Source organism: candidate division WOR-3 bacterium (genome assembly GCA_039803925.1).
Lineage (GTDB): Bacteria > Hydrothermota > Hydrothermia > Hydrothermales > JAJRUZ01 > JBCNVI01.
The window spans coordinates 47,964-64,097 of sequence record JBDRZL010000009.1; the positions used below are offsets into that span (position 1 = coordinate 47,964).

A 16,134-nucleotide genomic window follows, 5' to 3' on the forward strand; every position below is an offset into this window, starting at 1 on the left:
TTTAAGGTTCTTCAATTTTAACCCATTCCTCTGAACCATCTTCAAAGCTTAGTTTATACTCTCTTTTAAAAATATTAATATCTGAGACCCTTGCCATACCTTTTTCTGTAAAGATTTCTCTTCCTATTTCTGGCATTCCTTTCGAAAGTTCCTCATATACATTAAGTTCAAATCTAAGACAGCACAGAAGCCTACCACAGATTCCAGTTAAATTTTCAGGTGCAGTGAAAATATACTGTTTCCTCGCCATATCAATTGTTATTGGAGGTATTTCCTTAAGCCATGTTTCACAACATAAAATTCTTCCGCACCTTCCTATTCCTCCAAGTTCCCTTGCATAATCCCTTGTTCCCTTCTGTTTGAATTCAGTATGTAAATGTAATTTTTTTGCTATAATTGGAGCAATTTTAGATAGGTCATATCTTTTATCAGCTGTGAAGGTAAATTTTATAATACCTTTTTCTTTATCCAGTTCAATATCAACTATTCTTATGTCTCTTATTTTTTCTTCAAATAGAATTCCGTAAGCCATATTTCTAAAAAGTTTGATTAATTCTTTATCCTCACAGGGAGAAATGCTTATCAGTTTGATTTTTGATTCCTTTTCTGAAATTCCTCTTACTTTTACATAAATTGTTTTTTCTTCTCCTTCAATTTTTATAAGAGCAAATTTTAAATTTTTATCTATTTCCATATCCTTTGGAATGCTATATCTTGCTAAAGGACCTCCTATTATTGATACTTCAAGTGATTTTATATCTTCTTTCTTTTTAAAAAATTTCATCTTTTGATTGAGGTAACTTTAACAAAAGGTAAACTTTCTTTTACAAATCTTATTTTTTTATCTCTTATCAAAAGATCAAACTCTGAAAAATTTAAAAACTCTTTTTTAATATAAGATAGTGCTATATTTTTATCTAAGAATGGGGAATAAGCTCCTGAAGTTATAAAACCAGCTTTTTCAGATTTATAAAATACCTCAGCACCTTTTCGTGGAACACCTTTCATCTCATCAGAAACAAGACCTATTAATTTTTTCTCAATATTACCCTGCATTTGATTTAAAAGAATTTCTTTTCCAAGGAATTTATCCTTTTCAATTTTTATGAATTTCTCAAGACCTGCTTCTACGGGTGTTATATCTTCTGTTAGCTCATTTCCGTATAAAGAATAACCCATTTCCAATCTCAATATATCTCTTGCTCCAAGTCCTGCTGGTTTTAAGTTAAACTTTGCTCCCTTTTTTATTATTTCCTCTAAAAAATCAAGGGCAAATTTTTTTTCACCATATATCTCAAAACCATCCTCACCTGTATAACCTGTTCTTGATAAAATCAGTTTTTTATTCATAAAATTTATTTCAAGGAAATTATAAAATTTAACGTCAGAAAAGGACCTATCAAAAAATTCTTCAACAAAGGGTTGGGCTCTTGGCCCCTGGATTGCAAGCTGGAAAATTTCCTCTGATCTATCCTTTATTACAACATCTTTAAAATTCTTACTCATTTCTTTCATATACTCAAAATCTTTAAATCTATTTGCTGCATTTACCACACATAGAAATTTATCCTCCATCCTGTAAATTAAAAGGTCATCTACACAAGTTCCCCTTTCAGTTAAAAGTATAGAATACTGGACTTTTCCGTATTTTAATTTTGAGGGGTCATTTGAAGTTATATAGTATAAAAAATTAAGAGCATCTTTTCCCTCAACTTCAATTTCTCCCATGTGAGATACATCAAATATTGATAAAACCCTTCTTGTATGGATTGCTTCTTTTATTATTCCCTCATACTGAAGCGGCATCTCATATCCTGCAAATGGAATCATTTTGGCTTTACTTTCTATATGAAATTCATAGAAGGGAGTTCTTCTTAATTTTTTCTCTTCCATGTTTTCCCTCCTTTTTTTATTGTTTTAGGAAGTTTTTGAGCTTCAAGTGTGAGAGAAAAAGAGTCCTTTTTTATTGTGGTGTTATTTTCAAAAATACTTATTTCAGTATCAAAAAGATATGCTGTAAAATTTTCTTCTTCTTTTTCTATTCTTATTAACCTGTCAAATTTATATATAAGTGTATCACTTCCCATTAAATATTTTTTGCTGAAATTAAAATTAATTTTTTCTCCTTCAATCGGTAAAATATCAAGAAATGGGACTATAAATTCATCAACTACAATATCCTGAAAATAGAATTTTACTTTTTTTAATTCATATAATAAATTTTCCTTTCTTTTTAAAATTTTTGTTTCATCAAGAAAAATAAATTTTTTAAACTTTTCCTCTGCTTTTAATGTGTCCTTTATTGGGTAAATTAATCCAATTTCTCCCCTTTCATTTAAATACTCAGCTTTACCTTCAAGGTCATAATATTCAAAATAAAAATTCTCTAATATTCCTTTTTTACATGAGATAAAAATAGTAAAAAGCAAAAGGATTTTTTTAAACTTTGAATTTACCGAGAAGAAGTTTAAGTTCATCACCGAGTTTCCCGAGTTCCGAAACCGTTGCAGTTATCTCTTCCATTGATGCAAGTTGTTCTTCCATACTTGCAGCTATCTGCTCAGAGGATACAGATACACTCTCCGACATTTCCCCAACTCTATCCATAAATTTAGCAAGTTTCTCAATCTCTTCCCTTTCCTTTTGTGAAAGTTTAGCAATTTTGCTTGTTCTTTCCATTGTTTCCTCAGTCTGGTCAGCTATTTTTTTAAGTTGAGAAACTGCTTCAAATATAATATCTCTTGAACTTAAAAGGGTTTCATTTACCTTTTTCATTGCATTCAAAGTTTCTTGCATACCCTGATTTATGTTTTCCACTATTTCCTGAATTTTTATAGAAGAAGTTCTTGAATCTTCAGCCAATTTTCTTATCTCCTGAGCCACTATGGCAAAACCTTTTCCATATTCTCCAGCCCTTGCAGCTTCTATGTAAGCATTCAAAGATAAAAGATTTGTCCTTTTCATAAACCCTTGAATACTTTCAGTTATTTCTCTTACGCCCCTTAACATTTGCGATAAGGTTTCAATATTATTTCTTAAAGATGTTATATCATTTTGCATTTCAGTTAATTTCTGCATAACCATTTCTGAAACTTCTCTCCCCTTTCTTGTAAAAAGAAGTGCGTCTTTTTCCAATTCCTCCATTTCCCTTGATTCTTCGGATGTTGAAAGAGAGAGCTCTAAAATCTCTTTAACGGATTTTGAAGCATCTATAACACTTGATGCAGTTTCTGAAGCGAGGGAGGCCAATTTTTGAACTGTATCTGTTACCTCATTTGATGATGCTGTCAATTCTTGAGCTGCACTTGAAATGTTTTCTGAAAATTCTCTAATCTTTTCTGATGTTTCAAGAGTTTTTGATACATTAATCCTTAATTTGTTTATGAATTCATTGAAGAAAATTGCCATTTCAGAAAATTCATCTTTCCCGTCAAGTTTAATTGTAACTCTTAAGTCTGCTTCACCTTCAGCAATTTCTTTCAATTTGTTTTTAAATATGTTGATTGGATTTATAAGTATCATTGAAAGGATAAAGGAAATTAATCCGCCAACCATAAGGAAAATGATTGAAAAGATAAAAGCTGCGAAACTAGCTCTTTTTTCTGCTTCTACAATATCTTTTTTGCTTGTTACGAGTCTTAAAAATCCTATAGGAGATTTATCCTCAGGTGGGATTATTGGATATATCATATCAAGATATTTTTCTTTTTCTGAGAATACATTTTTTTCTTTTTTTCTGTGACAGGAGACACAATTCTTACCCATTTGCCCTTCAAAGTGTGTTTTTTTAGGTTCTTCTCCTATTTCATAAAATTTTTTTAAAGAATCTCCTGAATAAACTGCTATGTATATTATATTTTCATTTTTAATGAGTTCATTTAAAATGTTTTTTATAAGAAGTGAATCCTCAAATAAAAGGGAGAGTTTTATTCTTTCAATTGTAATTTTTGCAAGGGTATCAGAATAATTTATAATATTTTTTCTTGCTGTATCTCGCATATAAAATAGGAAAAACAGAGCAAAGGAAATTATTATAATAAGGGTGTATGGGAAAAAGGTTAAAAATAATTTTTTTCTAAATCCATAAAAAAAGTTTTTTAAAATTTTTTCCTTCATAATCTTTCAAATATTGTATTTTCTTTTATATTTAAGTGTTTTAATGCTCTTTTTGTTAATTTTCTACCTCTTGGAGTTCTTTCTATTAATCCCTCTCTTAAAAGAAAAGGTTCATAAACCTCTTCAATTGTTCCTACATCTTCTCCTACAGCTTGAGATATTGTTTTAAGACCAACAGGTCCACCACCAAATTTTTCATAAATACAGTAGAGGATTTTTTTATCCATTTCATTAAGTCCAAGTTCATCAACTTCAAGTTTTTGTAAGGCATATTTTGTAATTTCAAGATCAATTTTTTCCCTCAATTTATAATCAGCAAAATCTCTAACTCTTTTCAAAAGTCTATTAACAATTCTTGGTGTTCCCCTTCCTCTCCTTGCAATTTCAAAGGCAGCATCTTCTTCAATTTTTATATTTAAAATTTTAGCAGATCTTTTAACTATCTCTTTTAATTCTTCCACCTCATAGTAATCAATCCTTATCTGAATTCCAAATCTTGATTGCAAAGGACTTGTTAAAAGCCCCATTCTTGTTGTTGCACCTATAAGAGTAAAGGGTTTTAATTTTAATTTTATTGATTTTGCATTTGGACCCTTATCAACCATTATCTCAATTTCATAGTTTTCCATAGCAGAATAAAGATACTCCTCAACATTTCTTGGTAATCTGTGAATCTCATCTATAAAGAGAATATCACCTTTATTTAAATTTGTTAAAATTCCTGCAAGATCAAAAGGTCTTTCAATAACAGGTCCTGATACGAGCTTTATATTTGTTCCCATTTCATAAGATATTATATGAGATAAAGTTGTTTTTCCGAGTCCCGGAGGACCGGTAAAAATAACATGGTCAAGTGGTTCATTTCTTTTTTTTGCCGCCTCAATAAATACTTTTAAATTTTCTTTAATTTTTTCTTTTCCTATAAATTCCTTTAGTTTCCTTGGCCTTAAAAGTTCGCTTAGGGATATATCCTCTTCAATTAAATTTGGGTTAAGAATTTTCATTTTAATAGAGACTCAATTTCCTTTGACATTTCCTTAGCCTTTGAAGGACCAACAATCATCTGAGCTGACTCTTCAAGCTTTTTTAAAAACCTTTTAAAAACCCGGGGTGTACAATTTTTTTTATCTATTTTCATTTCCTTCAAGATATTTTCAAAGACCATTTCGCCAAATAAGGATAAATGTTTGACTGTAATTTCAAAAGCATTGTCAAAAATTTCTTCATTAAGTGGTTTTTCAATAATCTCTACTTCCTTTTTCTCAGGAGCTTTTTCGGGAACTTCTTTTGCTGTAAATTTTTGTTCCTTTACCTTCTCCATTAGTTCTTTTTCTACACTTTCCACATCAATCTCCCCTTTACCGAAAAGAATAAGAATTTTATCCATATTTTCTTCCTTAAAAATTAATGTTTCATCATTGAAAACTATTTTTAAATTCTGGATTGTAAGTCCTGAAAAATCCCAGGCTTCTTTTAATGCAATTATAATTCTTCTATATTCTTCTTTTAACTCTCCTCTTAAAGGAGTTAAATTACCTTTTTCAAGGATTGAAGCAAATTTTAAATTTTCCATTATATTAATTTTAATTTTTCAGCAACTTTTTTTACCTTTTTTCTTGCTTCTTCAACCCCGTATTTAGAGACAGCCATTTTCCATATTATATCAATTACAGCCCTGAAAGCCTTATTAATTTCCTCTTCATTTATTTTTTCTTTAAAGGGGAGATTTATTTTAATTTCTTTCTCCTCCTGAGAAATAACCTGAGCAAGTTCAGGGGAAGTATCTTTTATTTTAGCAATTGCCACTTTTGCCCACCTTATTTCATCACCAGGAGCAAATTCTTTTATTAATTCATTTATCTGCTCCACTTTATTTAAGGCTATTTTTTCTTCAGGTGTGGGAATATATTCTTTAATTTCCTCCTTTATTTCTGTTTCTGGAACTTTTTCTTCCGGTTTTTCTTCTCTTATTTCCTCTTCAGGTTTTTTCTCCTCCTTTATTTCTTTAAGGGTTTCAAATTTTGTAATCACTTCTTTTATTTTATTTAAATCAAGTTCTTCACCAATAACACCTGTTAAAAGGTTCTCCTTCATGAATAAGTTAATTTTTTCTCCTGTTTTAAGTTCTATTTCAATTATATCAAACTTATTCATTCCTATGTTTTTCTCAAGCGCAAGTTTTGCAGTTGAACCTATCAAAAGTATTCCTTCCTCAAAGAGTTCTGTTTTTCCTTCTCTTTCAATAATTTCTTCTTTATTAAGATCACATATTACAATTCCTTTTAAATTATTAATTTCTTTTTTCAATTTTTCAATTAATTCCTTCATAATTTTTTCTTTAATGTTTCATATTTTTTTCTTGCAAGGATTTTACCAAATATTTCTTCAAGTTTTCCCAAAAATATCTCATCAAGTTTTCTTTTTATTTCCTCTATATCTTTAAAGGATAGATTAATATTTTCAGATATTTTAAATTCCTTTTTAAAGTTTATTGAATTTCCTATTTCAGGATTTGTTTTTTTAATTGTTTCAATTATAAATTCACTTTGTTTATTAATTTCACTTTCTATTTCTCCCGACAATTCTTTTAACCATTCATTTAGAAATTTTGTTAAATTTTCTCTTGCTTTTTTACTTTCTTCAGGATCAACAATAAGCCCCTTTTCTTTTAGATAAACTAAGCTTTTATAACTTTCAAGCAAACCAAGAGAACTTTGCTCAATTATTTCCCTTAAAGTTTTTTTCCCGTCCATTAATGTTAGTATTTTCCAATCAGTTTTTCTGAGTGTAAGTTCTGGAGAAGGAGATTTATCACTTTTTACCATACGAGTATCAAGATCTGGCAATTTTTCTTTTAAACCCCTTATTTCGTAACTTCTTTTTTCAATTTCATCCTTTAATACTGTAAAAGGTGCTGATATTGTTTTTTTATCTGAAAGTAGAGAAGGGAGAAATATTAATTTACCTTCAATAAATTGAGCCATTTCATAAAGGGCATCAATACCCTCCTTATTACTAAAATAGGAGTGCACACATCTTCCTTCTTCTAAAAATATTTCTCCTTTTTTATCCCTGTAAGATATCTCTATCTTGCCTGTTTTTTTAAATTTTTCCATTAATTGTAAAATTTCACTTAATGAAAAATATTTTAAATCACACTCTAATGCCTTTTCCATATTTTAAGAATATGTAAAAAACCTTTAAAAAATCAAATTTTTATTTCATGAAATAAAAACGGGATAATTACTTTTTTATCCGTATTATTTTGGAAGTATTTTTTTAATTTTTTTCTATCCATAACAGGATAAAGATGAATTAAGTATGTTTTATGAGGATAAATATCATTTATTAATTTTAAAACTTTTTGAGGATTCATGTGGTTTTCAATATCAATGGGTACAGAGCATTCTGTTATTAAAATATCAACTTTTTTCATAATATCCCTATAGGTTTTATCATAATCAGTATCACCTGTATAAACAATTTTTTTACCCTTTAAATTTAAAATATAGCCAATACTCTCAGCCCTGTGTTTTGTTTTGAAAGTTTCTATTTTTATGTTTTTAAATTTAAATTCTTTTCCGGGTTTTAATTCCTCAATTTTTAATTTATAGCTTTTGGGTTCAAGTTGTTTTTCAAATAATTTAAAAATATCTTCCATTAATCCTTTAAATCCAGATGGTCCAAAAAGAAAAAATTCTTTTTTCCTTGGGTCTGCTTCGTACCTGAAGGCAAATAAAAGAGGAATAATACCTATTATGTGGTCTATATGAAAATGGGTGAGGAAAATTGCATCTATATCATTTATCCTTATATTTTTTCTTATAAGATTTTTCATTATTCCTTCACCAAAATCAAAAATAATTTTTGTATTTTTATATTCAACAAATAAAGAACTTGGAGAGTTATTTTTTTCTGGAATACCCGTTCCAGTTCCAAGAAATATTATTCTCATTTATTTATGATACTTGAATACCTTATTATTTTTAAACTATGAATAAAATAGTTGATTTAAGAAGCGATACTGTAACAAAACCAACCCCTGAAATGTATGAGGCAATTAAGAATGCTCCACTTGGAGATGATGTTTTATCAGATGACCCCACAGTTAAGGAACTTGAAAAACTTGCAGCAGAGAAAACAGGTTTTGAATCCGCTCTTTTTGTCCCTTCAGGCACAATGGGAAATGCTATAGCCTGTAAGGTATGGACAAAGGAAGGAAGTGAGGTAATATTAGAGGAAATGTGCCACATATATAACTTTGAAGTGGCTCATCTTGCTGAAATTTCAAGAGTTCTTCCAAGACCTTTAAAAAGCAAAAGAGGCTACATTGATCCTGATGATATTAAAAGAAACATAAAAAAGGAAGGATTGCATACACCTGGAACTTCCCTTATCTGTCTTGAAAATACCCATAACTACTGGGGTGGAAAGGTTTTGACCCCTGAGTATTTAGAAGAAGTAAAGGAAATTGCTGAAAATTATAAAATACCCGTCCACCTTGATGGTGCAAGAATCTTTAATGCGGCAGTTTTTTTAAAAAGGGATGTTAAGGAATTTACTAAATATATTGATTCCTTGATGTTCTGTCTTTCTAAGGGTCTTTCCTGTCCCATTGGTTCTGTCCTCTGTGGTAGTAAGGAATTTATAGAAAAGGCAAGGAGAGTAAGAAAACTTTTAGGTGGTGGAATGAGGCAGGTGGGAATAATTGCTGCTTGTGGAATAGTTGCCTTAAATAAAATGATAGATAGACTTGAAGAAGACCATAAAAATGCAAAAAAGCTTGCTGAAGGTCTTGCAGAAATATCCTGGATAAAGATAAATCCAGAAGATGTTGAAACCAATATTGTTATTGTTAATACAGAAAGAAATGAGGAAGAAATATGTAAAAGAATGAGAGAAAAAGGTGTTTTAGCTCTTCCCTTTGGTAAAAACAGAATAAGATTTGTGACTCACAAGGATGTTTCTTCCTCTGATATTGAGTATGCCCTTTCAGTTATAAGGAGTATTTGATATGTGTGGAATAATAGGTTATTTAGAAAAAAAAGAAAGAAAGGATTTAGGCGAAGTTGCTTATATTTCCCTTGAAATGCTTCAGCACAGAGGTCAGGATGCAGCAGGTATATATACTTTTGAAGGGAATTTAATAAAGGGGCAAGGTTCAGTTGACCAGGTTTTTAGGAGGGAAGTTATAAAGAGTATAGAGGGAAGGGGTTTTATAGGGCAGACAAGGTATCCAACTACAAAAACAAAAGAAGAAGCTCAGCCAATTGAATATGAATCCCTTGCTATGGTTCATAATGGCCATATTTATAATGTTTCGGAAATTATTGAAAAATTTGGAAACCCAGGTTTTGAATCAGGAATAGATATTATTGCTTTTTTTTCAATATTTAAAAAGGAAAAGGATATTTTAAAATTTTCAGAAAGCTCTTTAAAAAATTTAAAAGGTGGCTATTCTCTTCTTGGAATTTTTAAAGATAAATATTTATTTGCCTTAAGGGACCCCTACGGCATAAGACCACTTTTTTATTCCTATGATGAAAATAGAATAGCTATCACTTCTGAAACAATTGTTCTTGAAAAACTTGGATTTAACGAATTTTTTGAACTTAAAAGGGGCAATCTTTTAATGATTGATAAAGATTTAAATATTAAAGAATATGAACATGTTGAAAAAGAAAATAAATTCTGTTCCTTTGAGATTGTTTATTTTTCAAGAACAACCTCAAAATATAAAGGTAAACAGATTTTTGAATACAGGGAAGAACTCGGTAAGGTTTTATGTAACCTATTTCTTGAATCTCACAAGAATTTTGATTTTAAGGATACAATAATTTCTCCTGTTCCTGAAACATCAAGGGCAGCAGCTGAGGGATTTTTTAAAAGATTGAAAGAAAAGGGTATAGAAATTCCCCTTGTGGATGTTCTTGAAAAACATAGATACGGGGGAAGGAATTTTATAAAGCCTTCTGAGGAAATAAGAAGAAGAGAGGTCTTCTATACCTTAACACCAATTGAAAAAAATGTGAGAAATAAAAAGATTATTTTGATTGATGATAGTATTGTAAGGGGAACAACATCCAGTAAGATGGTTAAATTATTGAGGGAAAAGGGAGCAAAAGAAATTCACCTTGCCATTACATTTCCACCTATAAGATATTCCTGTTTTTATGGAATTGATACCCCCACAAGAGAAGAACTGATCGCTTCCTTTAAGAGTGTAGAAGAAGTAGGTAGGGAAATAGGTGTAGATACTTTAACATATATGACACTTGAAGGTTTAAAGAAAGTTCTTGGTAATGAAATCTGTTATGCTTGTCATGATGGTTCTTATGTAAATATTTGAATGAAGCTTGTAATTGCGATACCCTCAAGATATTCTTCAAAAAGGTTTCCTGGAAAACCTCTTGCACTTATAAAAGGAAAACCGATGATTGAATGGGTTTATGAAAAAGCAAAAAAGGCAAAAGAAGTTCTTGAAAATTCCTTTGACTTGATTGAAATAATTATAGCAACTGATGATGAAAGGATAAAAAAAGTTTGTGAAAAATTTAATGCAAAAGTTATTATGACAGATTCTTCAATTCCTTCAGGAACAGATAGAATATATCATGCAACAAAGAATATGAATTATGATTATATAATGAATTTACAGGGAGATGAACCTACAATTTATGAAAAGGACCTTATAAGGTTGATAGAAGAAACAGTAAAAAATAATTATCCTTCAGCAACACTTATTTATAAAACAAATGAAAGTATTGAAAGCCCTGATACAGTTAAAGTTGTAATTGATAGGGAAGGTAAGGCACTTTATTTTTCAAGGGCAAAAATTCCTTATGGAAGGGATTTTAAACCTCCCTTTTATTTAAAGCATATAGGAGTTTATATTTACAGGAAGGATATATTAGAAAAATTTGTTAATTTAAAGGAAAGTTATCTTGAAAGTGTGGAAAAGCTTGAGCAACTAAGATTACTTGAAAATGGAATTCCCATCTATTGCATTTTTGCAGAAAGAGATACTGTGCCTGTTGATAGAAAGGAGGATATAGAAGAAGCTGAGAAATTTTTATGAGATGTGAAATATGTAAAAAAAATTTTGATTATATTCCTTTAATTTTAAGAATATGTAAAAATTGTTTGATTAATAATTTTGAAAATATAAAGGATAAATTAATTTCTATTCATAAAAAATCAAGGGAAAAATATGAACTTTCTTTTCCTGATAAAAAGGAAGGCATCAAGTGTTTTTTATGTGCAAGGGAGTGTATCTTGGGTGAGAATGAGAAGGGATTCTGTGGTTTGAGAATGGTTAAGGATAAAAAAATTTTAAATTTCTGTAAACATGATGAAGGTTTTTTTAAATTTTATTATGATCCACTTCCTACAAACTGTGTTGCTGACTTTGTTTGTTCAGGGCATAAGGCTTATGGTAAATATAATTTAGCGGTATTTTATGAAACCTGTTCCTTAAATTGTTTATTTTGTCAGAATTATCATTTTAGATTTACAAAGCCCTGGAAAGAGAGACCTTCTTCTTATGTTGAACTTGTGAAGGCTTTAAACCCTGATGTTTACTGTATTTGTTTTTTTGGTGGTGATCCGACAACGCAAGGTATTCATTCTTTAAAGCTTGCTGAGGAAGCTATTAAAATGGGAAAAGTTGTTTGTTTCGAATCAAATGGAATGTGGAACAGGAAAATACTCAAAAGGGTTTTAGATGTTGTTAAAAAAAGTGGAGGAATTTTAAAGTTTGATATTAAAGCTTTTTCACCTGAAGTTTATTTTGCTTTAACAGGAAGTGATGGTAAAAAGGTCTTTGAAAATTTTGAGTTTTCAGTAAATTATCTTAAAGAGTTTTCTTCAAAACATTTATGTGTATCAACTCTTATGGTTCCCGGTTATCTGGATGATTATGAAATTTCAAAAATTGCAGAGTTTATAGCTAAACTTAATCCAGAAATTCCCTATGCTTTACTTGCTTTTGCCCCACATTTTGAAATGAATGATGTAAGGCAGAATTATAAGAGGGAGGCAGAAAGATTTTATGAAATAGCAAAAGAAAAGGGACTTAAAAATGTAAGAATAGGTAATGTTTTTCTATTAAAATAGGAAAATCCATTTTACCTTTACACCTCCTATTCTTTCCAGATTTGAGAATTTTTGATTCTCATAGTTAAAGGAATGGTTATAAACCAAAAAGATCTTTGATTTTGGTTTTACCTCATAAGTGTAGTAAATTGAAGTTCTCAAATAGGTAAGTTTAGTTTTTTCCTTTTCAAATAATAAAGCAGGATTGAGATAAAATGTTAAATTCATAAAGGGAGTAAAGTTATAAGTTAAATAAATTTTGTTACTTGTTAAAGTTTGAATATAGGAATTTCTTTCATCAAATTCAGTCCATCCGTTTGTTTCAATTGAAAAATTAAATCTTCCTGTTGCTGGAAGTTCGAATCCAAAATAGGGTGTTAATGTATAGGCAAGATAGTTTCTTATATAATTCCAGTCATAGTTATAGTTTGTTCCAAAATAAAAGGTTATCTGTGTAAAATTGAAATTTATATTGAACCTAAGTGATTTGTATATGAATTCTGTATCTTTTTCAAAGGCTTTTCCTGTTCCTATGCTTAAATAAATCCAAGTATTTGGATTTCTTAAACCGATATTATTTTCGATAAAAAATAGATTAGAATTTCCCCTTTCTATACCTTCTTTAAGATAAAAGTAAACTGCTGATAGAGAATAATTAGAAATTATGCCTCTTTTATTAAATTTTAAATAAACTGGTCCAAAAAGAAAACTCCTGTCACCAGGATAAAAATTCTGGTACCCCATTTCGCTTATATCAATGTAATTATTAACATATTTTCCACTTAAAATTAAAACATAGTTTTCCTTAATGAAGATATTTCCTCCTGAACTGAGTAAGAAACCTATCCTTCCTTTTCCTTTTAAAGTAGAGATGGCCTGGTATGCTAACTGATTTCTTTGCCATCTTATTGCTCCATCAATATCACCTCCTAAGTAGTATTCATTTTTTTCAAGATTTTTCATGTAAGTAATCAAAAATCCTGATTCGGAATTAACTAAAAAATATCTTTTAAGTCTTAAAACATTCCAGAGGGTTTGATATGAAGTATCAAAGTCTCCATTTTTTCTTCCTGTTAAAACACTTAATATTCCTGTTTCATAAATATTTGATTTAAATGTATATTTAAGACCGCTCAATATTGGAACTTCACCTGTTCCATCAAGCATCTTTCTTCCTATTCTTCTTGAATAGAATATTTTTGCAGGTGAATAGAACCCCCAGTGTCCAGATCCTGAGGGTTCAAAAATGTTTTTTCCCTCAATAAAAAATGGTCTTCTTTCAGGATAATAGATTTCATATTTACTGAAAGACATTGTAAATGGGTCTGATTCAATTTCTGCAAAATCAGGTAAAACTGCTAAATTTAAAGTATGATTTTCTTTTCTATATAAAATATCTGAACCTATCCATGGGTGAAATTCTCCTTTTAAATTCTCATCTCTTCTATGATAGTAATCATTTTTAAAAAGACAAACAGGGTAGAATTCAATTCCATAACCTTTAAGAGGTGGGTTAATATTTTTTAAAAGACCAAATTTTGAAACTCTTAAATCTTCTTTCTGGTCAGGTAAAATGTAATAATTTACTTCCTTTGTTTTATAAAATTCTGTTTTAACCTGAAATCCCCATTCATTTTTATCCTTTGAAAAATTAATTGTTTTAAATGGAATTTTTATTTCAGAAATATAGATATATTCTCCCTTTTCATTTTTTATAATTTTACTTACATTTTCCCAGACTGAATCCCATGAGTCGTCAAAGTTTCTTCCATCCTGTGTTAATATACCATCCTGTCTTTTACCATCAAGGTATATAGCAAAATAGTAAGCATTAACCTTTGATAAAAGAGGGTCAATATAAATACTTATTTTATCCTTTTTACCTGAAAGTTCTTTTCTTGGTTTTTCTTCTTTATAGTTTATCTTTATAAGAAAATAAAGGTTATTTTCATCGTAAATTGATTTAACAGTTGTTTTATATGTAGATGTAGAATCGTAAAAGGGATAGAACATTTTATCAACCATAATTGAGTCGGATACTTTCCATATTGAATCAACTTCGCCATCAAATTTTATTCCCTTATCAAAAAACAGGGCATTTAAATTAAAAATTATTAAAAAGATTTCCATTTTTGGCTACCTTTTATATAATATAAACGTTTTTTTAAAACTTTTTGTTACTATTTTAAAATAAAATATGGAATTTTATGAATTGGTTTTGAATAGATTCAGTTGCAGGAAATTTAAAGATAAAAGTGTGGAAAGGGAGAAAATTTTAAAATGTATTGATGCTGCGAGACTTGCTCCATCTGCCTGTAATTCTCAACCTTGGAGATTTGTTGTTGTGGATGATGAGAAATTAATTAGAGAAATAGCAGAAATTGCTACAAGGGGAATATACGGTGTAATAAATAAATTTTTATTTGAGGTTCCCTGTATAGTTGTTGTGGTTGCTGACAAAGAGAAATTTATAGCAAGGTTAGGAGCAAGAATTACTGGAACCCAGTATTATCTTATTGATATAGGAATATCGAGTGAGCATTTTGTATTGCAAGCTCAGGAACTCGGTTTAGGGACATGTTTTATTGGATACTTTAATGAAAGGGGTATAAAAAAGTTACTGAATATACCGAATAAATATAAGGTTCCTCTTTTAATTGCAGTTGGTTATCCAGATGATATATATAAGGAGGAAGAGGTTATAAAGGTTAAACTTAAATCAAGGAAAAGTTTAGAGGAGATTGTGTCTTTTAATAAATTTGCATAAAAATGACATTAATTAATTAAACGTAATAGAAAATTAAGAATTCAAGATATAAAAGATAGTTCAAGCAATTCTACAATTCAAAATTTAAAATTCAATTTCAGTAATCTAATTGAGTTTATGGTAATGAATTCTATCTATTAAATGATGAGTAAAAAAGAAGATCCTTCTAAGATGTTCTAAAAAAGTATTATTATTTTTAGGGAAGGTAAAGGAGATAATTCAACAGCTAAATCTCAAGACAAAATAGGAGTGTGATTTACTCCGGAAGGAAATTAAAGAGAAAGCTCTCCGAGCTCAGGGTAAGTCGTCCTATAAAAAAATGGATTGAAGAAGAAAGATCAAGAGAGATGCTTGTTAGAAAAGGTGCGGAAAACTTTGTATTATCAAAACTCCTTGCAATTATTTTGAGAATAGGGAAGGCGGGAATGAGTGCTGAAGACCTCGCGAAGATTTTACTTAATAGGTATGGTTCCTTAAGAGCATTAGATTCTGTGTCTTTTTCTGAATTATCTAAGATTGAAGGGATTGGTCTTACAAAAGCAGTTCAAATTAAAGCAGCCTTTGAGCTTTGAAAAAAACTTTTTAAGGAATTAACTCAGACAAAGAAAAAATTAAAAAAACCCGATGATGTTATAAGTTATGTTGCTGAGTATTATGGACCATATCTAAGAGATAAAGATAAAGAGTTTTTTTATGTTATACTTCTTGATAATAAAAATGAACCTATAGATAACATTGAAATCAACAAAGATAGTATGACTGCTACAGTTTTTGTTCCAAAAGAAATTGTTAAAGAAGCATTATTAAAATCTGCTTCCTCAATTATTCTAGTTCATAATCATCCTTTAGGAAAAACTACACCATCACAGGTTGATATTGAGATGACAGAACGTATAATTCAAGCGTGTAATTATGTAGGGATAAAAGTTTTGGATCATATTATTATCGGTAAAAATTTTGATCATTTTTACAGTTTTGCAAAGGAGGGTAAGATAAAATGAATTCTTATACTGGATGCGGAATTGATGAACTTTCTTATATTTTATCTTAAAAAAATTTTGATTGCAAAATTATTAATAAAATTGATAAAATATATTAATTTGTGGAAGAATAAAAAAAATAAATATGAAGGAAAAAGATTTAAATTTTGAAGATAA

The 16,134-nt window shown here is 29.4% G+C and carries 17 protein-coding genes; 7 read left to right on the forward strand and 10 right to left on the reverse strand.

The window, feature by feature from the left end:
- Nucleotide 1: 1 nt before the first annotated feature.
- From ricT to ABIN17_05245, 9 genes are read right to left on the reverse strand one after another with little or no spacing between them, the layout of a single operon-like run.
- Nucleotides 2–784, reverse strand: a complete 783-nt coding sequence (gene ricT / locus ABIN17_05205) for a regulatory iron-sulfur-containing complex subunit RicT (GenBank protein MEO0284455.1) — start codon at nucleotides 782–784, stop codon at nucleotides 2–4.
- Nucleotides 781–1,893, reverse strand: coding sequence for a glycine cleavage system aminomethyltransferase GcvT (gene gcvT / locus ABIN17_05210; protein MEO0284456.1), 1,113 nt, complete (start codon nucleotides 1,891–1,893; stop codon nucleotides 781–783). The genes ricT and gcvT overlap by 4 nt, the downstream gene beginning before the upstream one ends.
- Complete coding sequence (locus ABIN17_05215) at nucleotides 1,875–2,477, reverse strand: hypothetical protein (GenBank protein MEO0284457.1); 603 nt, start codon at nucleotides 2,475–2,477, stop codon at nucleotides 1,875–1,877. The genes gcvT and ABIN17_05215 overlap by 19 nt, the downstream gene beginning before the upstream one ends.
- On the reverse strand, nucleotides 2,440–4,116 hold the full coding sequence (locus ABIN17_05220) for a methyl-accepting chemotaxis protein (protein ID MEO0284458.1): 1,677 nt from the start codon (nucleotides 4,114–4,116) through the stop codon (nucleotides 2,440–2,442). Before ABIN17_05220 ends, ABIN17_05215 begins: the two co-directional genes overlap by 38 nt.
- Nucleotides 4,113–5,126: a Holliday junction branch migration DNA helicase RuvB gene (ruvB, locus tag ABIN17_05225; protein ID MEO0284459.1), complete on the reverse strand. Its 1,014-nt coding sequence runs from the start codon at nucleotides 5,124–5,126 to the stop codon at nucleotides 4,113–4,115. Before ruvB ends, ABIN17_05220 begins: the two co-directional genes overlap by 4 nt.
- Entirely contained in the window at nucleotides 5,117–5,689 is a 573-nt protein-coding gene (locus ABIN17_05230) for a hypothetical protein (GenBank protein ID MEO0284460.1), read from the reverse strand. The genes ruvB and ABIN17_05230 overlap by 10 nt, the downstream gene beginning before the upstream one ends.
- Entirely contained in the window at nucleotides 5,689–6,444 is a 756-nt protein-coding gene (locus tag ABIN17_05235) for a hypothetical protein (protein ID MEO0284461.1), read from the reverse strand. The genes ABIN17_05230 and ABIN17_05235 overlap by 1 nt, the downstream gene beginning before the upstream one ends.
- Nucleotides 6,441–7,292: a DUF4388 domain-containing protein gene (locus ABIN17_05240; protein ID MEO0284462.1), complete on the reverse strand. Its 852-nt coding sequence runs from the start codon at nucleotides 7,290–7,292 to the stop codon at nucleotides 6,441–6,443. Before ABIN17_05240 ends, ABIN17_05235 begins: the two co-directional genes overlap by 4 nt.
- Before the next feature lie 32 nt (nucleotides 7,293–7,324).
- Nucleotides 7,325–8,071 (reverse strand): ribonuclease Z, encoded by a 747-nt coding sequence (locus ABIN17_05245; GenBank protein MEO0284463.1) that lies wholly within the window; start codon nucleotides 8,069–8,071, stop codon nucleotides 7,325–7,327.
- A gap of 38 nt (nucleotides 8,072–8,109) precedes the next feature.
- Here ABIN17_05245 and ABIN17_05250 point away from each other — a divergent pair, with 38 nt between their 5' ends.
- From ABIN17_05250 to ABIN17_05265, 4 genes are read left to right on the forward strand one after another with little or no spacing between them, the layout of a single operon-like run.
- Entirely contained in the window at nucleotides 8,110–9,129 is a 1,020-nt protein-coding gene (locus tag ABIN17_05250) for a GntG family PLP-dependent aldolase (GenBank protein ID MEO0284464.1), read from the forward strand.
- Nucleotide 9,130: 1 nt separating this feature from the next.
- The gene (locus ABIN17_05255) at nucleotides 9,131–10,465 is read left to right on the forward strand and encodes an amidophosphoribosyltransferase (GenBank protein MEO0284465.1); all 1,335 of its coding nucleotides are present in this window, start codon (nucleotides 9,131–9,133) and stop codon (nucleotides 10,463–10,465) included.
- Entirely contained in the window at nucleotides 10,466–11,194 is a 729-nt protein-coding gene (kdsB, locus tag ABIN17_05260) for a 3-deoxy-manno-octulosonate cytidylyltransferase (GenBank protein ID MEO0284466.1), read from the forward strand.
- Entirely contained in the window at nucleotides 11,191–12,231 is a 1,041-nt protein-coding gene (locus ABIN17_05265; protein ID MEO0284467.1) for a radical SAM protein, read from the forward strand. Before kdsB ends, ABIN17_05265 begins: the two co-directional genes overlap by 4 nt.
- On the opposite strand, the gene ABIN17_05270 is transcribed toward ABIN17_05265, so the two are convergent.
- A complete protein-coding gene (locus ABIN17_05270) occupies nucleotides 12,223–14,340 on the reverse strand; it encodes a sugar-binding protein (GenBank protein MEO0284468.1) in 2,118 nt (705 codons plus the stop codon). The genes ABIN17_05265 and ABIN17_05270 overlap by 9 nt on opposite strands.
- 67 nt (nucleotides 14,341–14,407) lie before the next feature.
- Here ABIN17_05270 and ABIN17_05275 point away from each other — a divergent pair, with 67 nt between their 5' ends.
- From ABIN17_05275 to ABIN17_05285, 3 genes are all read left to right on the forward strand, one after another.
- Nucleotides 14,408–14,977 (forward strand): nitroreductase family protein, encoded by a 570-nt coding sequence (locus ABIN17_05275; GenBank protein ID MEO0284469.1) that lies wholly within the window; start codon nucleotides 14,408–14,410, stop codon nucleotides 14,975–14,977.
- A 251-nt stretch (nucleotides 14,978–15,228) separates the two neighbouring features.
- Nucleotides 15,229–15,549: a UPF0758 domain-containing protein gene (locus ABIN17_05280; protein ID MEO0284470.1), complete on the forward strand. Its 321-nt coding sequence runs from the start codon at nucleotides 15,229–15,231 to the stop codon at nucleotides 15,547–15,549.
- 126 nt (nucleotides 15,550–15,675) lie between these two features.
- On the forward strand, nucleotides 15,676–15,978 hold the full coding sequence (locus tag ABIN17_05285) for a JAB domain-containing protein (protein ID MEO0284471.1): 303 nt from the start codon (nucleotides 15,676–15,678) through the stop codon (nucleotides 15,976–15,978).
- Nucleotides 15,979–16,134 lie beyond the last annotated feature (156 nt).

Excerpts from the sequence above, each read along its gene's own strand:
- ABIN17_05265 (MEO0284467.1), top strand. The coding sequence starts at position 11,191 with ATGAGATGTGAAATATGTAAAAAAAATTTTGATTATATTCCTTTAATT.
- gcvT (MEO0284456.1), bottom strand. The coding sequence starts at position 1,893 with ATGGAAGAGAAAAAATTAAGAAGAACTCCCTTCTATGAATTTCATATA.
- ABIN17_05245 (MEO0284463.1), bottom strand. The coding sequence starts at position 8,071 with ATGAGAATAATATTTCTTGGAACTGGAACGGGTATTCCAGAAAAAAAT.
- ABIN17_05275 (MEO0284469.1), top strand. The coding sequence starts at position 14,408 with ATGGAATTTTATGAATTGGTTTTGAATAGATTCAGTTGCAGGAAATTT.
- ABIN17_05230 (MEO0284460.1), bottom strand. The coding sequence starts at position 5,689 with ATGGAAAATTTAAAATTTGCTTCAATCCTTGAAAAAGGTAATTTAACT.
- ABIN17_05235 (MEO0284461.1), bottom strand. The coding sequence starts at position 6,444 with ATGAAGGAATTAATTGAAAAATTGAAAAAAGAAATTAATAATTTAAAA.
- ABIN17_05270 (MEO0284468.1), bottom strand. The coding sequence starts at position 14,340 with ATGGAAATCTTTTTAATAATTTTTAATTTAAATGCCCTGTTTTTTGAT.
- ABIN17_05220 (MEO0284458.1), bottom strand. The coding sequence starts at position 4,116 with ATGAAGGAAAAAATTTTAAAAAACTTTTTTTATGGATTTAGAAAAAAA.
- ABIN17_05215 (MEO0284457.1), bottom strand. The coding sequence starts at position 2,477 with ATGAACTTAAACTTCTTCTCGGTAAATTCAAAGTTTAAAAAAATCCTT.
- kdsB (MEO0284466.1), top strand. The coding sequence starts at position 10,466 with ATGAAGCTTGTAATTGCGATACCCTCAAGATATTCTTCAAAAAGGTTT.
- ABIN17_05250 (MEO0284464.1), top strand. The coding sequence starts at position 8,110 with ATGAATAAAATAGTTGATTTAAGAAGCGATACTGTAACAAAACCAACC.
- ABIN17_05240 (MEO0284462.1), bottom strand. The coding sequence starts at position 7,292 with ATGGAAAAGGCATTAGAGTGTGATTTAAAATATTTTTCATTAAGTGAA.
- ABIN17_05255 (MEO0284465.1), top strand. The coding sequence starts at position 9,131 with ATGTGTGGAATAATAGGTTATTTAGAAAAAAAAGAAAGAAAGGATTTA.
- ricT (MEO0284455.1), bottom strand. The coding sequence starts at position 784 with ATGAAATTTTTTAAAAAGAAAGAAGATATAAAATCACTTGAAGTATCA.